We start from the raw sequence: 21,051 nt of genomic DNA, 5'->3' as shown, positions 1-21,051 counted from the left end.
ACGCTGCACTTCAGGCCGACATCCTGTTCCTGGCTCAACCTCGTCGAGCGGCTCTTCGCCGAAATCACTCGCCAGCGCATCCGGCGAGGAACCTTCAACGACGTCACCGAACTCAAGACCGCGATTGCCGAGTGGATCGAGCATCGAAACCAAAACCCATAGCCCTTCAGGTGGACCGCCAGCGCCAAATCCATCCTCGCAAAGCACCGCCGAGCCAAAAAAGCGCTCGCCATCGCAAAAGCGGGATGCAAATGAATGAGTCAGAACACTAGCACTACTTTGGCCGAATTTGGCGATTGATTGGCGAAACTGGAGTCCCGAATCAGATTTTCAATGATTCATGGATGGTCGGCTTTTGGAGGGCCGACCATGGTGGGCACGAAGTCGAAGTGGGAAGACGAGCTTGGACGCTGGCTCAAGCCATTCCTGGATCGTTTAGGTCACAAGGCGCGGCGGCGGATGTGTCCGCTTTATATCTCGGGATTGATTGGACCGGGTGATCGCAAGAGCGTCCAGCCGATGGCGGCGCGGCTGGCACCGGGCGAGTATGATCAGTTGCACCATTTCATTGCTGATGGCGTTTGGGATGCAGCGCCATTGGAGGCGAAATTGCTGATTCAGGCCGATCGCCTGGTCGGCGGCAAGGATGCGGTGCTGGTCATCGACGACACGGCGATGCCGAAGAAGGGCGATCGTTCGGTTGTGTGTCGCTCCACAATATGCCTCGTCTCTCGGCAAGACGGCCAATTGCCAAACATTAGTGTCGCTGACGCTTGCGCGGGGTGAAGTGCCGGTCATGGTGGCATTACGTCTCTTCGTTCCCGAGAGTTGGACGAGTAATCTGGTGCGTTTGAAGCGTGCGGGCGTTCCAGTCGAGCACCGCGCAGCGCGGACCAAGCCAGAGATCGCCTTGGCGGAGATCGACTGCGTCATCGCCTCCGGTGTGCGTTTCGGCTGTGTGCTTGCCGATTCAGAGTACGGCTCCAGCGGGCCTTTCCGTCAGGCTTTGAGCGAGCGCGATCTGCTGTGGGCGGTGGGTCTGTCGCGGCGCCAGAACGTCTATCCCGCCGACATTGCCCTGATCTTCCCCATCGCGAGGACCGGCAAGCCCCGCAAATACCACATCCCTGATCAGCCACCAGTCTCTGCTGAAGCGTTATTGGCCGAAGGCAAATGGCAAAGGGTCAGTTGGCGGCGGGGCACCAAAGGTCGGCTGACATGTCTCTTCACGGCCCGCCGTGTCCGCGTTGCGGATGGCCATAAGCACCGGATGCTCAATAGCCGTATGCAGTGCATGCCTGGTGACGAGGTCTGGCTCGTCGGCGAGCGGCGGTCGACCGGGGAGCAAAAAATACTATGTGTCGAACCTGCCGGCCGATGCCACCATCAAGACGCTCGCTGCCACGATCAAGGCCAGGTGGGTCTGTGAACAGGCTCACCAGCAGCTCAAGGAGGAGCTTGGGCTCGACCACTTCGAAGGTAGATCCTCGACGGGATTACATCGACACGCGTTGATGACGATGATCGCCTACGCCTTCCTCCAATCCCGCCGCCTCAAAGCAGCGGGACGGAAAAAAAAGAATCTCAGGACCGCCACCACAACCAAGCATGCCGGCCATCAGGCAAGCCATCCTCGACCTCTTCGCACGACCTCCACCCCGACAATGTCCTCACTGCGACATGTTCCTTGCAGATATTGCCAAGCCTAAAGTGCCAAAGTAGTGCTAGGGGAGCGCTGCCACCTTCTCTTTAGGATGCGCCGCGGTCTTTCATCATACCGGCCTGGTTGCGCCGTCGAGCGTTGACAGCGCAAGGTCGAGTTCGGCACGCGCGGTTTCGTTAGCAATCGTCTCCTGCAATACGCCGCACATGTAGGCGAGCCAGCGGGTCGAGCTCGGCGCCGCCGATGAGAAAACTTAGATGGCTCTGGCGCGGCCGCTGGCATGGCCCTTCTCGGAAGTATAGATTTTTGGCTCGGCGAGATAGCACTTGAACACCTCCTTGGTGCCCCCGACATCAGCCGGATGCACGGCGCGAATGATCTCCGCTTCAGGCAATTCATCCATGCGTGCCAAGAGCTGTCGACCGGCCGATCGGTCCTCACAAAGCCGCCAATGCGGCTCGAACACCGAAATGGCTGCGCGTCTTGCTGTTCGACTGTCCCCGTACCATTCATACATGCCGGGCTACTGGATGACTTCGGCCGCCGTGCCCGGCCCTTGATCTCTCACGAGTTCGAAAGCAGCGAAGGCGCGGGCCTGCGCCAATGTTCATGAGAACGACGGCGCTTTACCGAAAGACTCCTGAGCTACGGTCATGAGATCATCCCTGTTAATCCGGATGGACCATGATGTCCATGGTTTCCTCGCCGTCCTCGAACGGATCGGGAAACCCGTTGTCCTCCACCAGCTTCACGCCACACAGGCAGACGTCGCCATCGACCATGGCGAGCGCGACCGGCTCAAGGGCTTTTCCGCTGCAGGGGCCATCGATGCAAAACCCGCTATCGATCTCGAAGGTCGCACCGTGCCGGCCGCATCTGATAAAGCCGCGGTCCGACGAGAAAAACTCTCCGGAGCCGATGTTGAGCCAGGCGCCGTCATGCGGGCAGCGGTTAACATAGCCGTGGTAGTCGTTTCCGAAGGTCCGCACCACGACAATCGGAAACGGCCGGCTCTCGCCGCTCTCGTCGATCCGCGACAGGCTAAAACCCTTCGCGCCGCCCCGCTCGATTGCATCGGCGCGACAGACGGCGAACACCTCGATCTCTTGGCTGCCCATGTCGCGGTGCTCCTTCTCATGCGGTCGTTGCGTTTTCCTGCCAAGGCATCGACGGCGGCACGGGTCAGCCGAAGCACGCCAATTCCACCGGCCAGCTCCTGGGAGGGCATCGACGGCCGCTGAAAAAATCTAACCATTGGTGCGGCGTGAGGGCGCTCGTCAAGCTCCACCACTGTCTCGTTCAGGGAACAATGACGTGTTGCGAAATCCATGTGCCTTCCCGCCCAAGCTTGAAGAAACCCGAGCCGAAGCCGAAGAGCTCGATGATCATGCTACCGGTTCGGAGCAACTTGACTTCGCAGGCGAGCCGCAACTTGGAGGCGCCTCCTCCGATCGTATTGAGCTTCTCATTCTCTTTGCGCGCCACCCTCGAGAGTTCCTTGCGGCCTTGCCGGACGAAATGTCGGAGGATCCGCGTTTGGTCTGCACTTGCATTTGTTTGGCATTGCCCATCTCCGGGTTCTGCAGCACCGCCAAGAGTGATGTGGCCTGAATGACCTCGATCATCTTGCCCCATGGTGAGGCCGTGGCTGTCGACATTCAAGCCCTCCTTTTGCGTCCCATTGATGATTCCTCGGCTCTAATAAATTGCAGCGCCAGCGCCGATGTTGATTGACGCATCCTTCATCGTCTCCACGATGAACTCGATCTGGTCATCGGTGAGGTGGGTGTGAAACGGCAGTGCCAAGGCTCGATCGGCGATCTTTTCCGTGACCAGGAAATCGCCATGCCGATAGCCGCGTTCGAAATAATGCCGCTGCAAATGCAACGGGTGGCAATAGGAGGCGGCCTCGACCTGCTCGATGCGCAGGTCATCGACGATGGCATCGCGGCTGGAGCGCGTGAAGCGCGTCCCGAGATGGACGAGATAGAGGAACCAGTTCACCTCGGTCGCTTCGGGAGCCACATAGGGCGGCTTGATACCTTCGAAGGATTGCATATGCGCATTGTAGAGCTGTTCGGCGAGCCGGCGTCGCTCCAGGATTTCGTCGAGGCGCCTTAGCTGCGCAAGGCCCAGCGCGGCTGTGAGATCGCTCATGCCGGCCTGGTGGGGCGCTGCGCTGCTGACGACAACGGAGGAGCGCTCATCCAGCCGATGTGCGCGATGGCGACGCAAGCCGCCGGCCAAGTCGATGTCGTCGGTCACCACCATGCCGCCTTCGCCGCAGGTCAGGGCCAGTGGCTGAGCGAAGTCGAACACGGCGATATCGCCAAAGCGGCCGACGAGTTCGCCCTTGTATCGCGATCCGATCGCTTCGGTCGAATCCTCCAGGAGCGGCAGCTGATGGCGCTGCGCGATCGCGCGCAGCTCCGACCATGGCGCCGGATGGCCATTGGGGTTGCCACCAATAATCGCCCGCGTGTTGGCCGTGACACGCTCTTCGACCTTCGCCGGAGCCAAGGCTCCCGACCAATAGTCGACGTCGGCAAATACGGCCCTCGCGCCCACGAGACTGATAGCATGCACCGTCTCGCGAAACGAATAAGGCGAGGCGATCACCTCCTGCCCGGGCCCGATGCCTAGCGCTTTTAGCGCAAGCAGAAGCCCGATCGTGCCGCTGGGGACGGCAACGGCATATTTGCGGCCAAGATAGGCGGCAAAGGCTTTCTCGAAGGCGTCAGTGATCGGCCCATTGGAGATTCGCGGCGAACATAGCAGCGCTTCCACGGCAGAGAGCTCGGCGGAGGTGATATCGGGATCGGACAGCGGAATGAAGCATACGGCCTCGATCGCTTCGGTGCCGTCGTGATCCTCTGCGAGTGCAATGCCGGTCACCGCCCAGTACTCCTTGCCGCCAGCAGGATACCAATCGCGCGTGCCGGATCGGCCGTGATCTGCACGCAGCGATCGCAGCCACCGATCAGATGCAGGTCGAAACGCGGAAAGCTTCGGAACGGCCGCTCCGTCACATCAGACGCATCACAGCGCGTGAAGGCGAGGCGCGGAAAACGGCGCCGCAGCTCGAGGAATGGGCTTGCATCGGCCTCCGCCGCCGCAAGCACCCGTTCTATTTCGATCAGTTGGTCTGTGCCAAGCGCCATCGCGGCTCCCATATAACTAGTCCCAAATCAGCTTCATTGCCAGAACCGCCGCTCTGGATCCGTGTTCAAATCCTCGATCGCTGAGGTCAGCCGGAGGTAAATGCTGTAAAGCTCCCAGATCCCCTGCGCGTGGTTCATGCGAAACAGCTTCCACATCCCGCTCACCATGTCATAGTGGATCAGCGCGACATCGATCAGGCCGCCGTCCTTGTCGATATTGCGAGAGCAGCAGGGACTCTCGATCAGATAGCCACCCCTCACCGGCTTCACATTCGGCGACACAAAGCGATAGCGCTTGCGCGAGCTCAAGGCGCGCTCGATCCGCTTGCGATCGAGCTCGTTCGGGTGAGGGATCAGTCCGATCGCTAGTTTTCTCATCACCGCAGCATTCATCGCGAACCAGCACCCTCAAAGCACTGCAATTTCTTCTTCAAGACAGCCGACGACCAGCCGCTGGCCGAACTCGACGAGATAGATTGGCACGTTCGCTTCGGTATGCCTGCCGACCTGCACGATCTCGCCGATCCCTCCGGCGCCCATCAATAGTCCATCGGCCGGTGCATCCGGAAAGGAGCCGTCGTTAATGAGGTCGATCGCCGCCTTGACGCGCTGGCCCCATTGGTACTTCGGCAGCCTCTGGTCGATCATGACGCGGCCTCTTCCGGCAACGGCAGGTCCTCAAACTCCTCGCGCGCCACCGCCGGCACGAGCTCCTTGCGCTTCATGCCGACGCGGTTGCCGCTTTCGAGAAATTCGACGCCATAGATGTAGAACTGCTGCAGGAAAGTGCCGATTGAAACGACGTAACCCACCTCCCCCTTTTTGGCGAGGATCTCGCCGACTTCCTTGCCGGCATAGGTTCCGTCATTGCGGATGGTGCGGTTGGCCCGCACCTTTTCGCCAAAGCTGAAGAAAGGCGGCCCGGTCAGCTCGACCAACTCGCTGTCGCGAACGATGTTGCTCATGTCCCACTCTCTCTCGGTCGTTCGGGCCGGATGGCCACGCGCGCGCGGGCGGCTTCCTGCACCATCGAGTCCCCGTCCTCGGTCAACTCCGCCAGCTCGGCCGCCGTAATGCGGCTTGCCACCTCATAGCGGACGCGCCAATCCGGATCGCGGCGCAGCAGGCTGAGCGAATCCGGAGACAGCCGCCGTGCGGTCTCGAGCCGCACGGTGCCATCGGGATCAGTGACCATGCCGAGCAGCCAGTCATGGGGAATGCGGAGCGCGACCACGCGGCGCACCTCGGGCTCGTCATCGCTCATGAGACGCCCAAGCAGCGCCGGCGCGATCCGGCTCGCCACCACCAGGCGGACGTAATAGTCCTGGTCCGACATCATCGGCGCCAGCTCCTCGCCGTCCAGCAAGGTCGCAACCCGCATCCTCACCTCCCGATGCGGGTCGCTGCGCAGCCGCAGCACAAAGCGCTTGGGCAGGCGGCGCGCCGCGTTCCAGCGCACGGTTTCCTCAGCATCGTCGAGCAGCATCGGCAGCAGGAACACATTGGCGTGGTTGGCCGCGATTGCGCGCACCTCGAAATGCGGATGTGTGACGTAAGCGTCGGCCAGCACCGGATTCCAGTTGAAGAAGCGGTCGATGCAGCGGGCGTAGCGGTCGTTGACGCAGGCGTGCATCAAGCGGCAGCCGCCGCTGGCCCTGAGCCCGAGATGCGTGCAGGTGCCGCAGTCGACCTCGTTGCCCAGCCAGTCGCGGGCCTTATCGATGTCATCCGTCATGGTCCTGCCCCATCCGCTCCAGCACGTCCAGGAGCACCTTGGCGCCGATCTTGTCGGTCGGGTCGAGCTCCACAAGCTTGTTGGCGGCGGCGTGCCCTTCATCCAGATCGCCGAGCCGCATCTGCAGGTAGGCGTAGGCTTTCAGGGAAAATAAATAGAAGCGCGGCAGGATGTTCTCGTAGCGATCGAAAGCAGCGTCGCCCGCGCTGACCCGCCGCCAATCGTCTGCGAGACTGTTTTCACGTGCTGCCTTACAAATACAGAGCTTTGCGACCTCCAACGCCTCGGCCAAGCGACCTTTGTAGAAATAGAAGCGGTAGAGCCCGATCAGGACGGCGGCGTGGCCCGGCGCCAGCGCCTGCGCTTCATGCAGGTGTTTTTCCGCGATCTCGTCCAGGTGATAGGACAGCCCGGCGTCCCACAGATGATCCTTGGCTTCGCGCGGCAGCCCTTCGCCGAGTAGCGTGTGCGCGATCAGCGCCCCCTCGCTCTCGGACAGCGGATTGCCTGCCCCATCGAGGTTCATTGGCAGCTTTCCTCTTCTAATGGGCAGCCTTTGCGGTGTTGCTGGAGCAGCATACCTGCTTCTGGAAAGATCAGCCCGGTCTGCGCAGAGGTGTCGGTCAAATCGATGGTGACAAAGCCAAGCATTAGCTGGCTCTCGGCATTGAGAAGCAACTTTAGGCCGTTGCGCTCTACGCCTTGCTGACCGGGCTGAGCTGCCGGCGCAACACCTATATCGGCGGACAACCCCGAGCAACCATCTGCCGTGACGGCGAGCCGGAAACCGGCGCCAACGGTGCCATCGGCGCGCAGCACGTAACTCGTGAGTTTTTCAGCGGCGGGCGTCAGCGTGATGGTCATGGGCTCGCCCCCTACGCCCGCGCCTGGTAGCGCGGCAATGAGGTGTCGACGACGCAGGTGTTATCAACCGGGCACACCGCGACGCATTGCGGCTCGTCGAAATGGCCGATGCACTCGGTGCATTTCTTCGGGTCGATGACGAACGTCCCGCCTTTCTCCGAGATTGCGACATTCGGACATTCGAGCTCGCAAGCCGAGCAGCCGGAGCATTGCGAGGCAATGATCTTGAACGGCATGGATATCTCCCTTACGCCGCCGAAATCAGCGCGCCCTGGCGGATCGCCGCCTCGCCCCGCTCAACATGCTGGATCTCGCCGCTTTGCACCTTCGCAAGATAGGACTTGAACCAGGCGATCGCTGATTTTTCGATGAACTCATGGGCGTATTGGTCGACCGGCTCGATCCCTGCCTTCAACAGATTGCTCTTCGGACAGCCGCCGATCTTGGCCACGAAGACCGCATGGCAGTCGTTGATGGCGCGGATGATGGTGGCAAGGCTCTCCTCCTGGCCATAACCGCCCCGGCAATAGTGATCGACGCGGCGATGGCCGACGAATTTGGCGCCCGTAGTGGAGAGTTCGTACACTTGGAACTCCTTGGCATGCCCAAAATGCTCGTTAATCAGCCCCGTGCCCTTCGTCGCCACTGCAACAAAGAGCTTGATGTCGCTCATCTCGCTGGCGAGCTCGGCGAGCTCTTCCTGCTCGGCAGCAACCTTGGCGACGCGCTCCTCCTCGACCTTGGCCTGATAGGCCTTGCGCATCTGGAGGTCATATTTGACATCCATGGCCATAACCTTCTCGGTAGTGAACTCCGTGCTACGGTCCTCGCCGAGCAGGCCGACAGCATCGGCGCGGCACTGGCGGCAGTGCCGCATCATGTTCATCTCGCCTTCGCAGGCATCCTGCAGTGCTTTCAATTCCTGCGCGGTCGGAGCCCGCTGACCGTTGAGACCGAACACCGTGCCGTGCTCGGGCGCGGAGATCAGCGGCATGATGTTGTGTAGGAACGCGCCGCGCGATTTGACCGCCTTGTTGACCTCGACGAGGTGCTGGTCATTGATGCCCGGGATCATCACCGAATTGATCTTGCAGAGGATGCCCCGCTCGGTGAGCATCTCGAGGCCTTGCAGCTGGCGGTCGTTGAGGATCTTTGCGGCTTCGAGGCCGGTGTGGCGCTTGTGGTTGTAGAAAATCCACGGATAGATTTTGGCGCCGATTTCGGGGTGGACCATGTTGATGGTGATGGTGACATGGTCGATCTTGAAGCGGGCGATCGTATCGACATGGTCGGGCAGCATGAGGCCGTTGGTCGACAGGCACAGCTTGATATCGGGAGCGGCCTTGGCCACCAGCTCGAAGGTCTTGAACGTCTTTTTCGGATTGGCCAGGGGATCACCGGGCCCAGCGATGCCGAGCACGGTCATCTGTGGGACGGTGGAGGCGACTGCCAGCACCTTTTTCGCCGCCTGCTCCGGCGTTAGTTTTTCGCTCACCACGCCCGGGCGCGATTCGTTGGCGCAATCAAATTTGCGATTGCAGTAATTGCATTGGATGTTGCAGGCGGGCGCAACCGCAACATGCATGCGGGCGTAGTGATGATGCGCTTCTTCGCTGTAGCAGGGATGGTTCTTGACCTTCTCCCAGATCTCGGTCGGCAGATCACCCTGGCCGGCTTGCGAGCCGCAGCTCGCCTTGCCGCTGCCGCCGGACGCGCCGCAGCCCTTGTGCTCGGCGATCGCCTGCATGGTCTCGCCGATGTCGACGTCGCTCCCTGCCAAGCTTGCTTCGTCCAGCGCTGATACGTCCATCCGTTCATTCTCCCTGGAGGCGGAAACTGAAAAGAAGATTTGCAACTCGCGTGCCATGGCCGGAATGGCGAGCAATTTTGATCTAAGTCAGAAAGTGAGCCGCCTGCCGCGGTTGGCCGTGGAAGCGAAGCCTTCTGCACGACATTAGAAATGTTCGAAGTGTGACAGGCGTCTTGATCCTGACATGGAGATGAGCGCAGTCATTCGCCGGCGCGAAACGCAAGACAACTCGCGTGCGCCGGCACGCGAGCAACATCGACCCATATACAAGGTCTGTCAGGCAGCGAGCAGGATCTCGATCGCGCGCGGGAGCGGGATCGCAAGCGGCGTCAGGCTCTGTTCGACCAGAAAGCGCAGCTCATTCCTGGACAGCACATCCGGTTCCACGATGGCGTAATGAACACCGGCCGAGCGCTTGGTGAGCTGCCGCGCATAGGTTCGCAGTAGCTGATCGTTGAAGCGGCAACCGATGAAGAGAAATCTTCTGCCATTGCGCCGCTCTTTCACCACATCGGGGATCGGCGTCTGAATGTCGATCTCGGTCAGCACCTCGACATAGTCGGCGTCAGAGATCAGGAAGTTCCTGGCAGGCAGCACGCCGCCGTGCGGCTTGTAGAGGACCGTGGTCCAGCTCTGCGCCACAGCGCGATCGACCTCTCTGCCCTCTGCATCATAGAAGCGATACCAGCGGTCCTCGCCGATGCCGGCGCGGCAAATGCCCTGCACCTCGCCCCACCCCTCGTGCTTGCCAAGCGCCGCACGCATCGCGCCGTCATACCAGGCATCGACCATGACAGGCAGGGACAGCGCGGCGAGATGATGATGCAGTGGTGTCGGCTCGACCGGCGCAGCAAAGGCCTGCGCCACCAATGCCGTCACGGTGGAGCGATGCTTGTTGCTTTCGATGTGCTGCGCCGACGCCCAGACATTGCCGTTGGCCCGGCGCGGCAGCGCGACCTTGGTAGCGAAGAAGCCAGCCAAGGCCTCCGGCGTCATCGGCGCATCCGGTTTGGACAACGCGGTGAGACCAGGTCCGAGATAGGGAACAATGCTGCCGGCACGCAGCCTAGCCGCTACGTCAGTGAGAATCGCCTCCGCATCGGCCGCGTTGACAAAGTCGATTTGCGGGGTCACCTTCATCGGTCGTCGCCGCCCTCGCCGCGCTTTCGGGCATTGACCGTGATCGGCAGCGGCGTATCGCTCGCCATTTCGGGCAGATCGAGCACCCAGCCATTGGCTATTCTGATCCAGCCGCCCCACAGCGTCTCGTGCTCCGATTCAACGATCGGCTCCTCGAGATCTTTTTTCGGCACGTAAATCGACAGGCCCGCCTCCGGAGAGCGGCGAATCATGACTTTCATGAGATCAACTCGTGTATCGGGGCGAATTGCTGGTGGGATTGGGATGCTCTCGTGACATGGCGCGCAGGTGAGCCACGATGCGGGACAGTACGCGGACGACCTGATCGACTTCTTCGACGGTGGTTTCATGCGATAAGGAAAAGCGCACCGCGCCGCGCAGGCTCCTCGCCGGCACGTTCATGGCGCGCAGCACGTGCGACGGGTCCATTGAGCACGAGCTGCAAGCTGATCCCAGCGAAGCAGCAATGCCCGCGCGATTGAGATGGTGGACGATTGCTTCGCCTTCGAGATCCTCGAAGGCAATGTTGGCCGTGTTCGGCAGCCGGTTGCTGACATCGCCGAGCGCCATGCAGTGGCCGTTGTGCAAAATCGCCTGCTCCAGGCGATCGCGCAACCCACCAATGCGAACGCGATCCGGCTCGAGCCGCTCCGCCGCAAGCTCTGCAGCTTTTCCAAGACCGACGATGCCGGGGATGTTCTCGGTTCCGCCGCGGCGCCTTCGTTCCTGTGCCCCGCCCCAGATCAGCGGTCTGAAATTTGTGCCTTGGCGTAAAAAGAGCGCGCCGGTCCCCTTGGGGCCGTGCAGCTTGTGCGCGGACAGCGATAGCATGTCGATAGCATTGTCCTTCAGGTCGATGGGCACCCTGCCTATGGCCTGGACGGCATCAGTGTGAAACAGCGCGCCTGCCGCACGCGCTAACCCGGCCAGAAACTCCACCGGGAAAATCGTGCCGGTCTCGTTGTTGGCCCACATAACCGACGCAATCGCCGTGCGTGGTCCAAGCGCCCAGCGAAAGGCCTCGACGTCGAGCCGTCCGCGCGAATCCACCGGGATCACGTGCGTCTTGATGCCCCTTGTCGCCAATTGCTCGACCAGCGTGAGGATGGCGGAATGCTCGACGGAGGTGGTGACGATCTCGTCGCGCCCTTCCTGGGTCGTAAGCGCGGAAAGGATGGCGGCGTTGTTGGACTCGGTCCCGCCGGAGGTGAAGACGATCTCATGATCGTGGGCGGCCCCCAGCAAACCCTGCAGGCTGCGGCGCGCCTCCCCCACCGCGCCCGCGATCTCGCTGCCGAAGGTATGGGTGGACGAGGCATTGCCGAACTGCTCCGTGAGGAACGGCAACATGGCTTGCAAGACACACGGATCTGTCCGCGTGGTCGCATTGTTGTCGAGATAGATCGGCACAAACGCCTCCTTCAATGCCGCGCATTGGCGGCGCCGGCGACCGGGATCAGGCGAACGAAGTCGCCGAGCCTTTCGACCAGCCGCGCCTGAATGCCTTCTAGCGTCGCGCTTGAAAGCTTGCAGAATACGCAGGCACCAGTCAGCTTGACCATGATCTTGCTCCCCTCGATCCCGACCAGCTGACAGTCGCCGCCGTCGCGTTGCAGATTCGGCTGGTTCGCGCCGTAGTTGCTCCCGACCGGTCTCAATGCTCGGCGGTTGCTTCAGTTGTTCCGGTTCGACCGGCATGCTTCGATTTCTCTTGTCATCAGCTGAAGGATTTGCCGCAAGAGCAGCTCGATTTGGCGTTCGGGTTGTCGAAGGTGAAGCCCGAGCCCTCGAGCGCCACCACGAAATCGATGGTCGTGCCGGCGAGGTGGTCATGGCTCTTGTTGTCTACGAACACCTTGACACCGTCGCGCTCGATCACGGTGTCGTCAGGCTTAGCCTCGTCGGCCAGGCTCAACCGGTATTTGAACCCGGCGCAGCCACTGGCCTCGACCATGATGCGCAGGCCGCTTGCCGGCTGCGCCGATGCTGAAATCGTGCTCTTGACCGCATTCACTGCGCTATCCGTCAGATTGATCATGGCTATCCTTTTTGCCTGGGTCGTTTGCATGGGAATTGGCAAGTCGCATGCCAGCGCGCCCGAGCTTGACATTGCTCACCTTTTCGAAATCGCGCCTGTTGGCTTTGCGACGCGTGTAGGGTTGCTGACAAAGGTCTTCGAGGGATTGCGGCGGCTTTGCGTGTCTTCTTTATGGATTTCGCCGATGAGCGTTACGAACGCGGCGGCAAACAATTTGCATTGCGTCTCCCGCCGCCGGAGTGTCCGGCGATTGTCTTGGATCGAGGGATGATTTTTCATGACTGCAATCGAGAACACCGCGCTAGGCCGGTTCGAGAAGGAGGGGCGCCTGCTCAATGCCATATTCAAAGGCGGGACCACCAAGCAGGGCCGGTTCGGCTTTCGCGGCGATATCGCCCTAAAATTCCAGGCCCAGGTCGCGGACGAGAAGCGGCCGCCCCACTATTCGATCGAGCAGGTACTGACGGTCGTGCAGGAAGGCGAAAGGAGCATTCCGGTGCTGGCCGGCTATCTGCACTGCTTCGCTTATCTTGCTGATGTCGCAAACGTTCTTGACGGCGCGCTAAGCCCTGATGGCAGCTACTTCATGTTTTGCAACAACATAGACCTGTTGGCGAAATACCGAATCAAGCTCGGTGGTATCACCTTCAACGTGCTGCCGTGCGATGAATCCACCGTTTGGAAGGAAATGATGTACCTGGCCGGGGTCGACAAGAATGACATCAAGAAGCTCGACGCGCCCGGCAAGCTCGACTACCTGCTCGACGCAACTGAGGATCTCGATGCGTCCTATGATGAGATCTCTTACGAAGACGGGCTGAAGAGGATGGAACCTGTGAGAAACCGTAACGAGAACCGGCCGGTCTGAGCGCCGGCTTTAGCTTTAGCCAGAGGAATCCTCCTCGACAAGCCGCACGCCGGTAACGCAGATATCGCCGTCCAGCACCGTCAACGCGACCGGCGTGAGACTGCTGCCCTTGCACCGGCCGTCCACACAGCGGCCGGTGCCGAGCTCGAAGGTCGAGCCGTGCTTGCCGCACATCAGCCGGATGCCGCGTGGATCGAAAAACTGGTTGCATTCCCAGTCCAGATTGACGCCATTGTGCGGGCATTTGTTAAGATAGGCAAACACCCGCTTGCCCCAGCGCACCACGACAATGGGCCACGGCCTGTGGCTGCCGTCTTCGTCGACGATCATGAGGTGGAAGCCCATGGCGCGCTGGCTTGGAATATCGTTGAAGCCGCAGATTGCATAGGCGATATTCGGCTGCGTCCGCCGCTCGTTCATGACAAGAGAACCATCAATTGATCATCCTGCGATCAGCCTTGCAAAAATCGCGCAAAGTACCGGATCGCCTCACCTTCTTGGGAGTCCTGCGCGCGCCGTCGCAAACGAGAAGCCGCTCGATCATCGGACCAACGAGCTTGGTGGGATCAGGCACCGCTTGGCTGTTCAGGAATCGGATCGCAGCAGATCCAGAGCCATCTGGCCGCGCGCGTGGTTTCTGTTATTCGCTCAGGACCTTCTCAAGATCCAGCGCGGCGCTCTTTTCAGCTGGCAGGCTGTCAAGGTTCTGCATTCGCCATTTGACGGCCGGCAAATCGCGGGCACCGGGAACGCCCCGAGCAAATCTCATTCAGCATCGCCGCGCTCAATGAAATCAGGAATTTCCGATGCCTGTCTGGCATGTTGCCGACAATCTCCGCGACAGCGTTTTGCGTACGGCCAGCGGCTCATCTCGCGAAACGGACTTGGCAGTCATACCTTCGAAGCAGCGCACAAATTCCTGGCTGATATCCTTTTCGCTCCGCCTAGCACTTCATGCCATTGGGAGATTATGGCTGAGCATGTAGACAATGAAGGCAGTGCGCAGATCATCGCTGATACCTTATTTCCCAGCAGGTCGCGGACACCGAATAAATCGCGCGGATGCTGACGATCGAGCGCTGCAACAACTTACCTGCGTAAAGATCGCCCCTCCACAACTTGCGTCTCACCGCGTCGATCTCTGTTAAAGATTCTTCGCGCGGCTTGACCGGCAGGTACGTGAGGTCGATGTCGACTGAAAGGCGCGGCATGATGGAAGCCGACCTGAAGCATCCGCCATCGCATCAATCCCTCTTTGCGTCGTTGTGAAGTCGGGTGAGGTCGCCCGCTGTCGTGGAAACCTTAACCGTTTGTTTCATGTAGGAAGGCCGTCGGGTGTTTCGCCACGCGCATCGAATCGTGAAGTCTCTGGCGGCAATTCATCGAAGCCGGTCAGTTTGACGAGCCGGCAATAGCGTTCGGAAAGCGGGCCGATGATAAGGGAATTCCGGTCAGGGCCGCTGTCATATGCTGCGCCGACGACGGCTTCGATGGTTGAATGAAGGTCGTCGCCAAATGCGAAGCTTAATTTGCGTGGTGACACGTCGATTGCGTCGATGAACAGAGTTTCCGTCATGGTGTTCTTGATGACGAGGCACGCCGTCGCGTCGTGAGGCTGAAAGAAAATCGTCGGCTGCGATTTGTAAAGCCGGTCATAGATCAGGAATGCCGTTGACAGTATGCCGCCAATTCCGCCAACGAGCTGATTGCTTCTATTGGGTCGAAAGTCATTCCGCGAATTCCCCGTCAAACGCGACTATACAGCAAAAAGCCCGGCATGGTTGCCGGGCTTCGAGGTCGATAGAGCGCGTGCCGCGTCGCCTAGCCGCAGCAGCACGCCGCGACAGTCGCTTGGGATGGGGCGCTTACCGAAGTTAACTGCCTCTTGCGGCGCAAGTTTACGCTTATGGAGAGAGGCCGCAATTAAGCGGCCTCACTCCACATCGTGTCGTCTTCTTCATTTGTACGGTGCGTGGTCCGCACGCGGACCATTTCAATCGGTGCAATTCCCCCTTCGGGAAACGGCACAAAAACCATACTCGCAATGGCTTTAGGGTCGTACTCGCACGCGCCATCACTCAGCAACGCACAGACGTTGTGGCGCACAAGCTTTTCGCTAGCGCCGCCAACCCCATTATGGTCATTCTCCCAACGGGACACATGTTCTGCGGACAGGTCCATTGCTGCCGCAAAATCGGTTTGCTTCATGTCCAGCGCGCGCCGGATAAACCTCACTTCTTTACCAGTCAAACGCTCAGGACTCTGGGCGCGCGCCATTGCAGCAGCGCGGGTCAATCCCTGGACGTCCGGTATGCCAATCATTTCGTCGCCGCAAGCAGAGCAGCGCTGCACGACAACAGCATTCAAGACCTTGACGACCAAACCGCCCAAGTCTTCAACGTGCTCTGGCTTCACACTTCTCTCCATCAATCCATTCTTGCATTTGCAACGCATCTGACAGCCCTTTCACTCATTTCTTGTTCGCCCAAGTCGTGACGATCTTCACCTCTGCGACATCCTCGTAAGCCACGACTACAGCCGTTATTTTCCTCCCGTCGTTATCAGTCCCTTCTGCCCTCCATTCTTCTTCTCCGTTTTCTTTGTTCACCTCCACCAATGATACCGTACATCGCCCAAGCACGTTGATGACATCGAGTTTTTCGATGCCATCTTTCTTGCGCTCAATCTCAGCGTGGTTCGTGAAGAAGATCGTCCCTCGCCGCGCGATTCTACGCAGGCGACCGGCCTCGTTCTCAAATGCCATCGGCGAATGCCATAGCTGTTGTTGATCGCGCGTTCCATGGGCTTCAGTTGATCTAATGTCAAGTTATTCGTCCAGCTTACCCAGAATGCCAGTGGGCATCTAACAGGCAAAATGTGGCACTTCAGCAACATATCTGGATATATGGCCGTCAAATTGGTTGACAATAGGTCAAGTTTTCTTGACCCTAGGTTCAATATTTTCGGGCGAAATCCGTTCCATGCACGGCGGCAGCGCTGACGGCCGACGCCAAGGCGGGCCAGCCGCGCCCGTCTCGTGAAACGCCCGGCGGCGGCCGACGCACTGGCGTGCTTCCTATTGGCTTGGCGGCCTTTCGGCCGAACTGTCCCGTTAAGAAACGGTTAACCGTCCGCAAAAATTCCATACAAATTCCGAAAGATCAGTTGGCACGAAATTCAAGAAACCATTGTGCTGCAGGCATAACTTTGATTTTTAGAGCTTCAAAACAAGAGTGTCCGGCGTGTAGGAGATCCTGAGCGCCAGGTCGACGATGGCGTCGCGGAAACGGTAGGGATGGTTCACCGTCAGGATGGACTCGAAATCCTTCAGCGGGAGCTGATCGACGAACTCCTCGAAGAAGGCCTCCAGGCGGGTGCCGAGCGTCTTCGACTCCATGACCGTCCGCCTGATCCGCTTGAGGTCGGCGAGGATCGCCCGAAGGCTCTTGGTGAACTGGTCGGCCTGGTTGCGCGCCCCACGCACCGCGAGCGCGGCTTCGCGCTGCTTGCGATCGGTCACCTCGGGCGTGAGCTTCTCCATCGCCTCGAGGTTCAGACGAATCTGGACGATCAGGCCGCCCGAATCTGGGAGAGGTCCTTGTTCAGGCTCGCCAGTCGCTGGATCACCAGCAAGGGTCCCATCGCCATGTCGACGGTGACCCGCAGGCCGTATTCCTCTTCCTCGAGCCCGCCCCAATCGACCAGGCGCGAGTAGAGTTGTCGGGCCAAGCCGAGCGCCTTGTCGCCTTTCTCGGATGCGAAAGCGAGGGTCGGCTTTACGGATCCGGCGGCGGCCCGCCGAGATCACGTCCGGCAGCCCGCCGAAATTGTCGCCCTCGTTCCACAGCGAAGGATTGGCGCGCATGACATCGTAGATCGCGTGCACGACCCGGCGCGGCGTCGGGAATGCCGGGGCCCCCGTGAAGAACCGTTCGTGCAAATCCAGCAGGCAGGCCGCGTAAAGGTGCGTGGTCCTCGAAAACACCAGGAACGCGTTGTCGTGCAAATGGCGGAACAAAGACAATGGACGCTGCTCCCTGGACCGCCTTCATCCCGGAGGATGGATCAAGCCGGCCTCAAACTCGTGACCTGCCCAGAGATGTTTCCACTTGAGACGTATCGCGAGCAAGTTGCAAGCCAAGACGTTATGTTCATAGTATGTTCTTGAATAATCTCGGGTATGGCCGGTTTCCGACCTCAATGGCGTAGTTCGAAAACCATAGTGGCCTATTTTGGAATTTGTGGATTGTGTTCCGACCCCGAGCGCTTATCTGAGGTGGCGTGAGAGGTGGCCGCGCCGCGATGTATGGGGCAGCCGGCACGGTCGGAGTTCCCATAGCCGCCCCAAAGCGGCAAACTCGTCAGAACTCGGCGCACGTAACGTGAGGGCTACTAGCTGCTTCGGAGCGCCGCGCGTTACCCGTGTAGGTGACTTGTAGGAACCTGCAAAGAGGGGCAATCAACGGTGGAGTTAACCGCCCCTTCAGCGGGCCATAGATCACTTAATGCCGCTTCGTATTTTTTGAAAAGTTCCGGAACAACAGGGACTTAGCCGCGTTAGTATACGCCGGTTCGATGGCCCCGAACTTCAAGTTAATGTTGACAATTCGGAGGGATGGACTATCTTCCGGCACTGAAGCGAGGGCGTCGGATAACTAGTTACCCGAGATCGCTTCACAGGAAGGGCTGCCTCACCGGCGGCCTTTTTTGTGGGGCTTTATCGTATCTCCCTTGGGCATTACCGAATAGAGTTCCGCCCGTGGTTTTCGCGCCGTCATTTCGAAAACGGCCCGATCATTCACCTGGTTTCCATAGCCGTCATCCCGAGTATTCGGGTTCTGTACGTATGATATACGAATGTGTCCAAGTGAGCTATCGCGTGGTCGCAAAGCGCACTCATGATCTGCTTGAGGATGTCATCTATTTGGTAGCCATCTTTAGAGCGGCTCACATACAAATGCCTACCATGGATAGAATCTCGTTTTGCTCCAAGCGATGTAATTCCATTGCAGCTCGCCCCTCATTGATCGCAGCGAACTGAATCTCGGTAAAACATCCGATAGCAATCATCGGCACCCTCTCGCCTCTAGCAAGGCGCTCAAGGTGCTCCCTGATTGTCGCTTCCATTCCTGCGTAAAGTGGCAAAGTCACCCCAAGTCCAACAACTAACGCGATCGCTGTAAGGGAAGTCATAGCCTTAATTCCGATAAACGTGTTTTATGCAGTTCAACGCATAATGTCTATTTATGCGCCATTTGCTATATTACGTTTTTATCTGATTTAGCACATACTAGGTCGGAGTAAGAAATGACCGGCCTTGCCCGCACACCGAACCAGATCGGCAACCTGATCCGCCGCACTCGTAAGAAGCGGGGGCTCAGCCAGTCGCAGGTCGGCGCGCGGGCGGGCCTGCGGCAGGAGACAATCTCGCTCATCGAAACTGGCAATCCGGCAGCCAAGCTTGAAACCATCCTTGCGGTACTCGCGACCCTAGACCTTGAGTTCCGGATCGTCCCGCGCACCAAAGGCACAGCCGCCGACCTTGAGGACATTTTCTGATGCCCCGGCGTCGCCGCCATGAGCCGCTGCGTGTGCTCCTCAACAACCGCCTCGTCGGCCTGATGAGCAAGGCGGCGACTGGCGCTATTGAATTCCGGTACGAGGCTGACTGGCTCGGATGGGAACATGCCCTGCCCGTCTCGCTCTCGCTGCCGCTGCGGGAGGATGTCTTCCGTGGCGAAGCCGTCACGGCCGTCTTCGACAATCTGCTACCCGACTCCGACGCGCTCCGTCGCCGGGTAGCGCAAAGGGTCGGCGCGGCCGGGACCGACGCCTACAGCCTGCTCGCTGCTATCGGCAGGGATTGCGTCGGCGCCCTGCAATTCGTCGCCGACGATGATGATCACCATGATGATGATCGCGATGGTCGCACCATCGCCGGCGATTCCGTCGATGACGAAGCGATTGAAAAGCTCCTCAACGGGCTTGCCCAGACTCCGCTCGGGCTTACGCGCGACGATCTTTTCCGGATTTCCGTGGCAGGAGCGCAGGAGAAAACGGCGCTGCTGCGGCACGGCGGCAAGTGGCTCAAGCCGCACGGCACCACGCCGACGACCCATATTTTCAAGACGCAGATCGGGGAACTGCCCAACGGCATCGACCTTTCGAACAGCGTCGAGAATGAATACTACTGCTTGAGACTTGCCGCCGCTTCGGGCTTGCCGGTGAACCATGCCGAGATTGCAACTTTCGGTAAGACCACGGCGCTCGTCATCGAGCGCTTCGACCGGCGGTGGACGAAGGATGGCCGCCTGCTCCGCCTGCCGCAGGAGGACTGCTGTCAGGCACTGTCGGTCCCGCCGACGCGCAAATACCAGAGCGATGGCGGTCCCGGCATGGTGAAGCTTCTTGATCTGCTCAAAGGCAGCGACACGCCCGCTGATGATCAGGCGACGCTGCTCAGAGCGCAAATCTTCTTTTGGCTGATTGGCGCGACCGATGGCCATGCGAAGAATTTCAGCATCTTCATCACGCCTGGCGGCCGCTACCATCTGACACCGCTTTACGACGTGCTCACGGCACAGCCGAGCCTGGACACCGGTCAAATTCAGCGCAAGCAGATGAAGCTCGCAATGTCGGTAGGGACAAACAATCACTACAGGATTGCCGAAGTAGACGGCCGGCATTTCTTGCAGACAGGCGAAGCGGCGGGCGTACCGAAAAAGCTTGTTCAGGAATCAATCGAACGTGTCGCCTTTACCGCTGAAGCTGCGCTCGGCAAAATTGAAAGCGAGCTGCCAGAGGGCTTTCCCGAGGCAATCCATAATTCGGTGAAAACCGCGGCTATGCAGCGCCTGAGTTCATTGAAAGTGCACTAGCAGAAAGATTACGGTTTGCTACCGGGGGCGAACTGCATTTGCGCCGTATGGCGCTTGCGTCCGCACCGGCCGCCGTTGACCAGCACGCACGAAGCGGTCGCCGAAACGAAGACCTGCTGGATTGGATTCTGCGGCAACGCCCGGAATAGCGCCCTGGGTTGCCTGCGCCGCTAACTCCTCAGAACAGCTTGGCATTCAACCCGAATAGCTAGAGAGTGGCTTATCAAGCAAGCGTCGTTATGCGAACTTTTGATGGCCCAGATGAAGACGCCCCCTAGGTCAGCGTTTTCTTGGTTCGAATCATATCAGGCGGCGTCGGCGAGTTTGTAGGACCATGTGTGGACGACCGGATGGCGATTGACGTCGTCGATACCAGCCATGATGCGCTCCTTGAGTTCGTGTTTTGAGGTCACCCGGATATGGCGCAGGACTGAACGGGCGAACTTGGAGAAGAACCCCTCGATGAGATTGAGCCATGAGCCGTGCTTGGGAGTGAAGGCGAGCTCGAAGCGTCCCACCGGCCGAGTGGCGAGCCAGGCTCTGGTTTCTCGCGAGATGTGCGCGGAATGATTGTCGAGGATCAATTTGATCGCAGTGTTCGGCGGATAAGCGGCATCGATAAGCCTGAGGAGTTCGATGAACTCTCGACTGCGGTGACGATCTTTGACAAGGGCGTGGACCTTGCCGGTGAGCAGATCGATCCCAGCCAACAGGCTGAGCGTGCCATGGCGTTTGTATTCATGGTCGCGCGCAAAGGTGGCGTGGACGCCAGGCTTGGGCGGCAAATCCGGCGCCGTCGTTGCGATGGCCTGGATTCCCGGCTTCTCGTCGCAGGAGACGATCGTCACCGGCTTTCCCCGCCGCTTTCCCTTGGCAGAGGCTTTCTTCAGGACC

Annotated in this window: 29 protein-coding genes and 3 pseudogenes; 5 read left to right on the top strand and 27 right to left on the bottom strand. The window is 59.7% G+C overall.

Translation table 11 applies throughout. The annotated features are described in order from the left end of the window. Both C7G61_RS46580 and C7G61_RS39870 read left to right on the top strand, forming a co-directional pair. Positions 1 to 159 (top strand): annotated as a pseudogene (locus C7G61_RS46580) (IS630 family transposase); the annotation flags it as partial. Between the two features lie 174 nt (positions 160 to 333). Continuing rightward, positions 334 to 1,709, top strand: a pseudogene (locus tag C7G61_RS39870) (IS701 family transposase). 207 nt (positions 1,710 to 1,916) lie between these two features. Here the strand turns inward: C7G61_RS39870 and C7G61_RS45290 are convergent. The 19 genes and pseudogenes from C7G61_RS45290 to C7G61_RS39780 form a co-directional block, all read right to left on the bottom strand. Beyond that, positions 1,917 to 2,075, bottom strand: a complete 159-nt coding sequence (locus C7G61_RS45290; protein ID WP_210205921.1) for a globin family protein — start codon at positions 2,073 to 2,075, stop codon at positions 1,917 to 1,919. 256 nt (positions 2,076 to 2,331) lie between these two features. Then, positions 2,332 to 2,781: a Rieske (2Fe-2S) protein gene (locus tag C7G61_RS39865; RefSeq protein ID WP_108523058.1), complete on the bottom strand. Its 450-nt coding sequence runs from the start codon at positions 2,779 to 2,781 to the stop codon at positions 2,332 to 2,334. Positions 2,782 to 2,962: 181 nt separating this feature from the next. Then, the gene (locus tag C7G61_RS44265; protein ID WP_145963782.1) at positions 2,963 to 3,325 is read right to left on the bottom strand and encodes a hypothetical protein; all 363 of its coding nucleotides are present in this window, start codon (positions 3,323 to 3,325) and stop codon (positions 2,963 to 2,965) included. Between the two features lie 36 nt (positions 3,326 to 3,361). Then, positions 3,362 to 4,549, bottom strand: a complete 1,188-nt coding sequence (locus C7G61_RS39855) for a DegT/DnrJ/EryC1/StrS family aminotransferase (protein ID WP_244608703.1) — start codon at positions 4,547 to 4,549, stop codon at positions 3,362 to 3,364. A 5-nt stretch (positions 4,550 to 4,554) separates the two neighbouring features. Next, complete coding sequence (locus tag C7G61_RS39850) at positions 4,555 to 4,824, bottom strand: DUF6129 family protein (RefSeq protein ID WP_108523059.1); 270 nt, start codon at positions 4,822 to 4,824, stop codon at positions 4,555 to 4,557. Between the two features lie 33 nt (positions 4,825 to 4,857). Then, positions 4,858 to 5,217 (bottom strand): DUF3024 domain-containing protein, encoded by a 360-nt coding sequence (locus C7G61_RS39845; RefSeq protein WP_108523055.1) that lies wholly within the window; start codon positions 5,215 to 5,217, stop codon positions 4,858 to 4,860. Between the two features lie 15 nt (positions 5,218 to 5,232). Next, on the bottom strand, positions 5,233 to 5,472 hold the full coding sequence (locus tag C7G61_RS39840) for a nitrogen fixation protein NifZ (protein WP_108523054.1): 240 nt from the start codon (positions 5,470 to 5,472) through the stop codon (positions 5,233 to 5,235). After that, positions 5,469 to 5,789, bottom strand: coding sequence for a nitrogen fixation protein NifZ (locus C7G61_RS39835; protein ID WP_108523053.1), 321 nt, complete (start codon positions 5,787 to 5,789; stop codon positions 5,469 to 5,471). Before C7G61_RS39835 ends, C7G61_RS39840 begins: the two co-directional genes overlap by 4 nt. Further along, a complete protein-coding gene (locus C7G61_RS39830; protein WP_108523052.1) occupies positions 5,786 to 6,559 on the bottom strand; it encodes a 4Fe4S-binding leucine-rich repeat protein in 774 nt (257 codons plus the stop codon). The genes C7G61_RS39835 and C7G61_RS39830 overlap by 4 nt, the downstream gene beginning before the upstream one ends. Continuing rightward, positions 6,549 to 7,085 carry a hypothetical protein gene (locus C7G61_RS39825; RefSeq protein WP_108523051.1) on the bottom strand — a complete coding sequence of 179 codons (537 nt, stop codon included), beginning with the start codon at positions 7,083 to 7,085 and terminating at the stop codon, positions 6,549 to 6,551. The genes C7G61_RS39830 and C7G61_RS39825 overlap by 11 nt, the downstream gene beginning before the upstream one ends. Beyond that, entirely contained in the window at positions 7,082 to 7,423 is a 342-nt protein-coding gene (locus tag C7G61_RS39820) for a HesB/IscA family protein (RefSeq protein WP_244608700.1), read from the bottom strand. The genes C7G61_RS39825 and C7G61_RS39820 overlap by 4 nt, the downstream gene beginning before the upstream one ends. 11 nt (positions 7,424 to 7,434) lie before the next feature. Continuing rightward, complete coding sequence (locus tag C7G61_RS39815) at positions 7,435 to 7,659, bottom strand: 4Fe-4S binding protein (RefSeq protein WP_057847892.1); 225 nt, start codon at positions 7,657 to 7,659, stop codon at positions 7,435 to 7,437. Positions 7,660 to 7,670: 11 nt separating this feature from the next. Continuing rightward, the gene (gene nifB / locus C7G61_RS39810; protein WP_244608702.1) at positions 7,671 to 9,170 is read right to left on the bottom strand and encodes a nitrogenase cofactor biosynthesis protein NifB; all 1,500 of its coding nucleotides are present in this window, start codon (positions 9,168 to 9,170) and stop codon (positions 7,671 to 7,673) included. Positions 9,171 to 9,509: 339 nt separating this feature from the next. Beyond that, complete coding sequence (locus C7G61_RS45285; protein ID WP_057852083.1) at positions 9,510 to 10,373, bottom strand: SIR2 family NAD-dependent protein deacylase; 864 nt, start codon at positions 10,371 to 10,373, stop codon at positions 9,510 to 9,512. After that, positions 10,370 to 10,594 carry a putative nitrogen fixation protein NifT gene (nifT, locus tag C7G61_RS39800; protein ID WP_057847894.1) on the bottom strand — a complete coding sequence of 75 codons (225 nt, stop codon included), beginning with the start codon at positions 10,592 to 10,594 and terminating at the stop codon, positions 10,370 to 10,372. Before nifT ends, C7G61_RS45285 begins: the two co-directional genes overlap by 4 nt. Positions 10,595 to 10,598: 4 nt before the next feature. Beyond that, the gene (nifS, locus tag C7G61_RS39795; RefSeq protein WP_190242209.1) at positions 10,599 to 11,783 is read right to left on the bottom strand and encodes a cysteine desulfurase NifS; all 1,185 of its coding nucleotides are present in this window, start codon (positions 11,781 to 11,783) and stop codon (positions 10,599 to 10,601) included. Positions 11,784 to 11,794: 11 nt separating this feature from the next. Next, positions 11,795 to 11,998: pseudogene (locus C7G61_RS39790) on the bottom strand (NifU family protein); the annotation flags it as partial. Positions 11,999 to 12,090: 92 nt separating this feature from the next. Further along, positions 12,091 to 12,411: a HesB/IscA family protein gene (locus C7G61_RS39785; protein ID WP_057852082.1), complete on the bottom strand. Its 321-nt coding sequence runs from the start codon at positions 12,409 to 12,411 to the stop codon at positions 12,091 to 12,093. Between the two features lie 75 nt (positions 12,412 to 12,486). Further along, a complete protein-coding gene (locus tag C7G61_RS39780) occupies positions 12,487 to 12,690 on the bottom strand; it encodes a hypothetical protein (protein ID WP_057852081.1) in 204 nt (67 codons plus the stop codon). Here C7G61_RS39780 and C7G61_RS39775 point away from each other — a divergent pair. Then, a complete protein-coding gene (locus C7G61_RS39775) occupies positions 12,689 to 13,279 on the top strand; it encodes a hypothetical protein (protein WP_108523046.1) in 591 nt (196 codons plus the stop codon). The genes C7G61_RS39780 and C7G61_RS39775 overlap by 2 nt on opposite strands. 15 nt (positions 13,280 to 13,294) lie before the next feature. On the opposite strand, the gene C7G61_RS39770 is transcribed toward C7G61_RS39775, so the two are convergent. The 7 genes from C7G61_RS39770 to C7G61_RS45605 form a co-directional block, all read right to left on the bottom strand. After that, the gene (locus tag C7G61_RS39770) at positions 13,295 to 13,699 is read right to left on the bottom strand and encodes a Rieske (2Fe-2S) protein (protein ID WP_108523045.1); all 405 of its coding nucleotides are present in this window, start codon (positions 13,697 to 13,699) and stop codon (positions 13,295 to 13,297) included. A gap of 587 nt (positions 13,700 to 14,286) precedes the next feature. After that, entirely contained in the window at positions 14,287 to 14,490 is a 204-nt protein-coding gene (locus tag C7G61_RS45610) for a nucleotidyl transferase AbiEii/AbiGii toxin family protein (protein WP_057852078.1), read from the bottom strand. Between the two features lie 104 nt (positions 14,491 to 14,594). Continuing rightward, entirely contained in the window at positions 14,595 to 14,855 is a 261-nt protein-coding gene (locus C7G61_RS44255) for a hypothetical protein (RefSeq protein ID WP_057852077.1), read from the bottom strand. Between the two features lie 347 nt (positions 14,856 to 15,202). Further along, the gene (locus tag C7G61_RS39755) at positions 15,203 to 15,733 is read right to left on the bottom strand and encodes a type II TA system antitoxin MqsA family protein (protein WP_108523044.1); all 531 of its coding nucleotides are present in this window, start codon (positions 15,731 to 15,733) and stop codon (positions 15,203 to 15,205) included. A 16-nt stretch (positions 15,734 to 15,749) separates the two neighbouring features. Further along, on the bottom strand, positions 15,750 to 16,043 hold the full coding sequence (locus tag C7G61_RS39750; protein WP_057852075.1) for a DUF4258 domain-containing protein: 294 nt from the start codon (positions 16,041 to 16,043) through the stop codon (positions 15,750 to 15,752). A 450-nt stretch (positions 16,044 to 16,493) separates the two neighbouring features. Beyond that, positions 16,494 to 17,303: a Wadjet anti-phage system protein JetA family protein gene (locus C7G61_RS39745; protein ID WP_244608699.1), complete on the bottom strand. Its 810-nt coding sequence runs from the start codon at positions 17,301 to 17,303 to the stop codon at positions 16,494 to 16,496. Positions 17,304 to 18,226: 923 nt separating this feature from the next. Then, positions 18,227 to 18,472, bottom strand: a complete 246-nt coding sequence (locus C7G61_RS45605) for a hypothetical protein (RefSeq protein WP_108523042.1) — start codon at positions 18,470 to 18,472, stop codon at positions 18,227 to 18,229. A gap of 114 nt (positions 18,473 to 18,586) precedes the next feature. On the opposite strand from C7G61_RS45605, the gene C7G61_RS39730 reads away from it, so the two are divergent. After that, on the top strand, positions 18,587 to 18,838 hold the full coding sequence (locus tag C7G61_RS39730; protein WP_108523041.1) for a helix-turn-helix transcriptional regulator: 252 nt from the start codon (positions 18,587 to 18,589) through the stop codon (positions 18,836 to 18,838). Next, the gene (locus C7G61_RS39725; RefSeq protein ID WP_108523040.1) at positions 18,838 to 20,157 is read left to right on the top strand and encodes a type II toxin-antitoxin system HipA family toxin; all 1,320 of its coding nucleotides are present in this window, start codon (positions 18,838 to 18,840) and stop codon (positions 20,155 to 20,157) included. The genes C7G61_RS39730 and C7G61_RS39725 overlap by 1 nt, the downstream gene beginning before the upstream one ends. 305 nt (positions 20,158 to 20,462) lie before the next feature. Here C7G61_RS39725 and C7G61_RS39720 read toward each other — a convergent pair. Then, positions 20,463 to 21,051 (bottom strand): IS630 family transposase (locus tag C7G61_RS39720; protein WP_108523039.1); only part of this gene is annotated, 589 nt, incomplete at its 5' end.

It is taken from the genome of Bradyrhizobium algeriense, assembly GCF_003062295.1.
GTDB classification, from domain to species: Bacteria; Pseudomonadota; Alphaproteobacteria; order Rhizobiales; family Xanthobacteraceae; genus Bradyrhizobium; species Bradyrhizobium algeriense.
This window is presented reverse-complemented; position numbering and strand designations above follow the sequence as displayed.

Coding starts and splice junctions, on each gene's coding strand:
- C7G61_RS39850 (WP_108523059.1), bottom strand. CDS start 4,824: ATGGCGCTTGGCACAGACCAACTGATCGAAATAGAACGGGTGCTTGCG.
- C7G61_RS39725 (WP_108523040.1), top strand. CDS start 18,838: ATGCCCCGGCGTCGCCGCCATGAGCCGCTGCGTGTGCTCCTCAACAAC.
- C7G61_RS39750 (WP_057852075.1), bottom strand. CDS start 16,043: ATGGCATTTGAGAACGAGGCCGGTCGCCTGCGTAGAATCGCGCGGCGA.
- C7G61_RS39770 (WP_108523045.1), bottom strand. CDS start 13,699: ATGAACGAGCGGCGGACGCAGCCGAATATCGCCTATGCAATCTGCGGC.
- C7G61_RS45285 (WP_057852083.1), bottom strand. CDS start 10,373: ATGAAGGTGACCCCGCAAATCGACTTTGTCAACGCGGCCGATGCGGAG.
- C7G61_RS39815 (WP_057847892.1), bottom strand. CDS start 7,659: ATGCCGTTCAAGATCATTGCCTCGCAATGCTCCGGCTGCTCGGCTTGC.
- C7G61_RS39845 (WP_108523055.1), bottom strand. CDS start 5,217: ATGAATGCTGCGGTGATGAGAAAACTAGCGATCGGACTGATCCCTCAC.
- C7G61_RS39820 (WP_244608700.1), bottom strand. CDS start 7,423: ATGACCATCACGCTGACGCCCGCCGCTGAAAAACTCACGAGTTACGTG.
- C7G61_RS39775 (WP_108523046.1), top strand. CDS start 12,689: ATGACTGCAATCGAGAACACCGCGCTAGGCCGGTTCGAGAAGGAGGGG.
- C7G61_RS39730 (WP_108523041.1), top strand. CDS start 18,587: ATGACCGGCCTTGCCCGCACACCGAACCAGATCGGCAACCTGATCCGC.
- C7G61_RS44255 (WP_057852077.1), bottom strand. CDS start 14,855: ATGACGGAAACTCTGTTCATCGACGCAATCGACGTGTCACCACGCAAA.
- C7G61_RS39865 (WP_108523058.1), bottom strand. CDS start 2,781: ATGGGCAGCCAAGAGATCGAGGTGTTCGCCGTCTGTCGCGCCGATGCA.
- C7G61_RS39825 (WP_108523051.1), bottom strand. CDS start 7,085: ATGAACCTCGATGGGGCAGGCAATCCGCTGTCCGAGAGCGAGGGGGCG.
- nifT (WP_057847894.1), bottom strand. CDS start 10,594: ATGAAAGTCATGATTCGCCGCTCTCCGGAGGCGGGCCTGTCGATTTAC.
- C7G61_RS45605 (WP_108523042.1), bottom strand. CDS start 18,472: ATGACTTCCCTTACAGCGATCGCGTTAGTTGTTGGACTTGGGGTGACT.
- C7G61_RS39780 (WP_057852081.1), bottom strand. CDS start 12,690: ATGAAAAATCATCCCTCGATCCAAGACAATCGCCGGACACTCCGGCGG.
- C7G61_RS39840 (WP_108523054.1), bottom strand. CDS start 5,472: ATGATCGACCAGAGGCTGCCGAAGTACCAATGGGGCCAGCGCGTCAAG.
- nifB (WP_244608702.1), bottom strand. CDS start 9,170: ATGCAGGCGATCGCCGAGCACAAGGGCTGCGGCGCGTCCGGCGGCAGC.
- C7G61_RS39785 (WP_057852082.1), bottom strand. CDS start 12,411: ATGATCAATCTGACGGATAGCGCAGTGAATGCGGTCAAGAGCACGATT.
- C7G61_RS39830 (WP_108523052.1), bottom strand. CDS start 6,559: ATGACGGATGACATCGATAAGGCCCGCGACTGGCTGGGCAACGAGGTC.
- C7G61_RS39835 (WP_108523053.1), bottom strand. CDS start 5,789: ATGAGCAACATCGTTCGCGACAGCGAGTTGGTCGAGCTGACCGGGCCG.
- C7G61_RS39755 (WP_108523044.1), bottom strand. CDS start 15,733: ATGCGTTGCAAATGCAAGAATGGATTGATGGAGAGAAGTGTGAAGCCA.
- C7G61_RS45610 (WP_057852078.1), bottom strand. CDS start 14,490: ATGCCGCGCCTTTCAGTCGACATCGACCTCACGTACCTGCCGGTCAAG.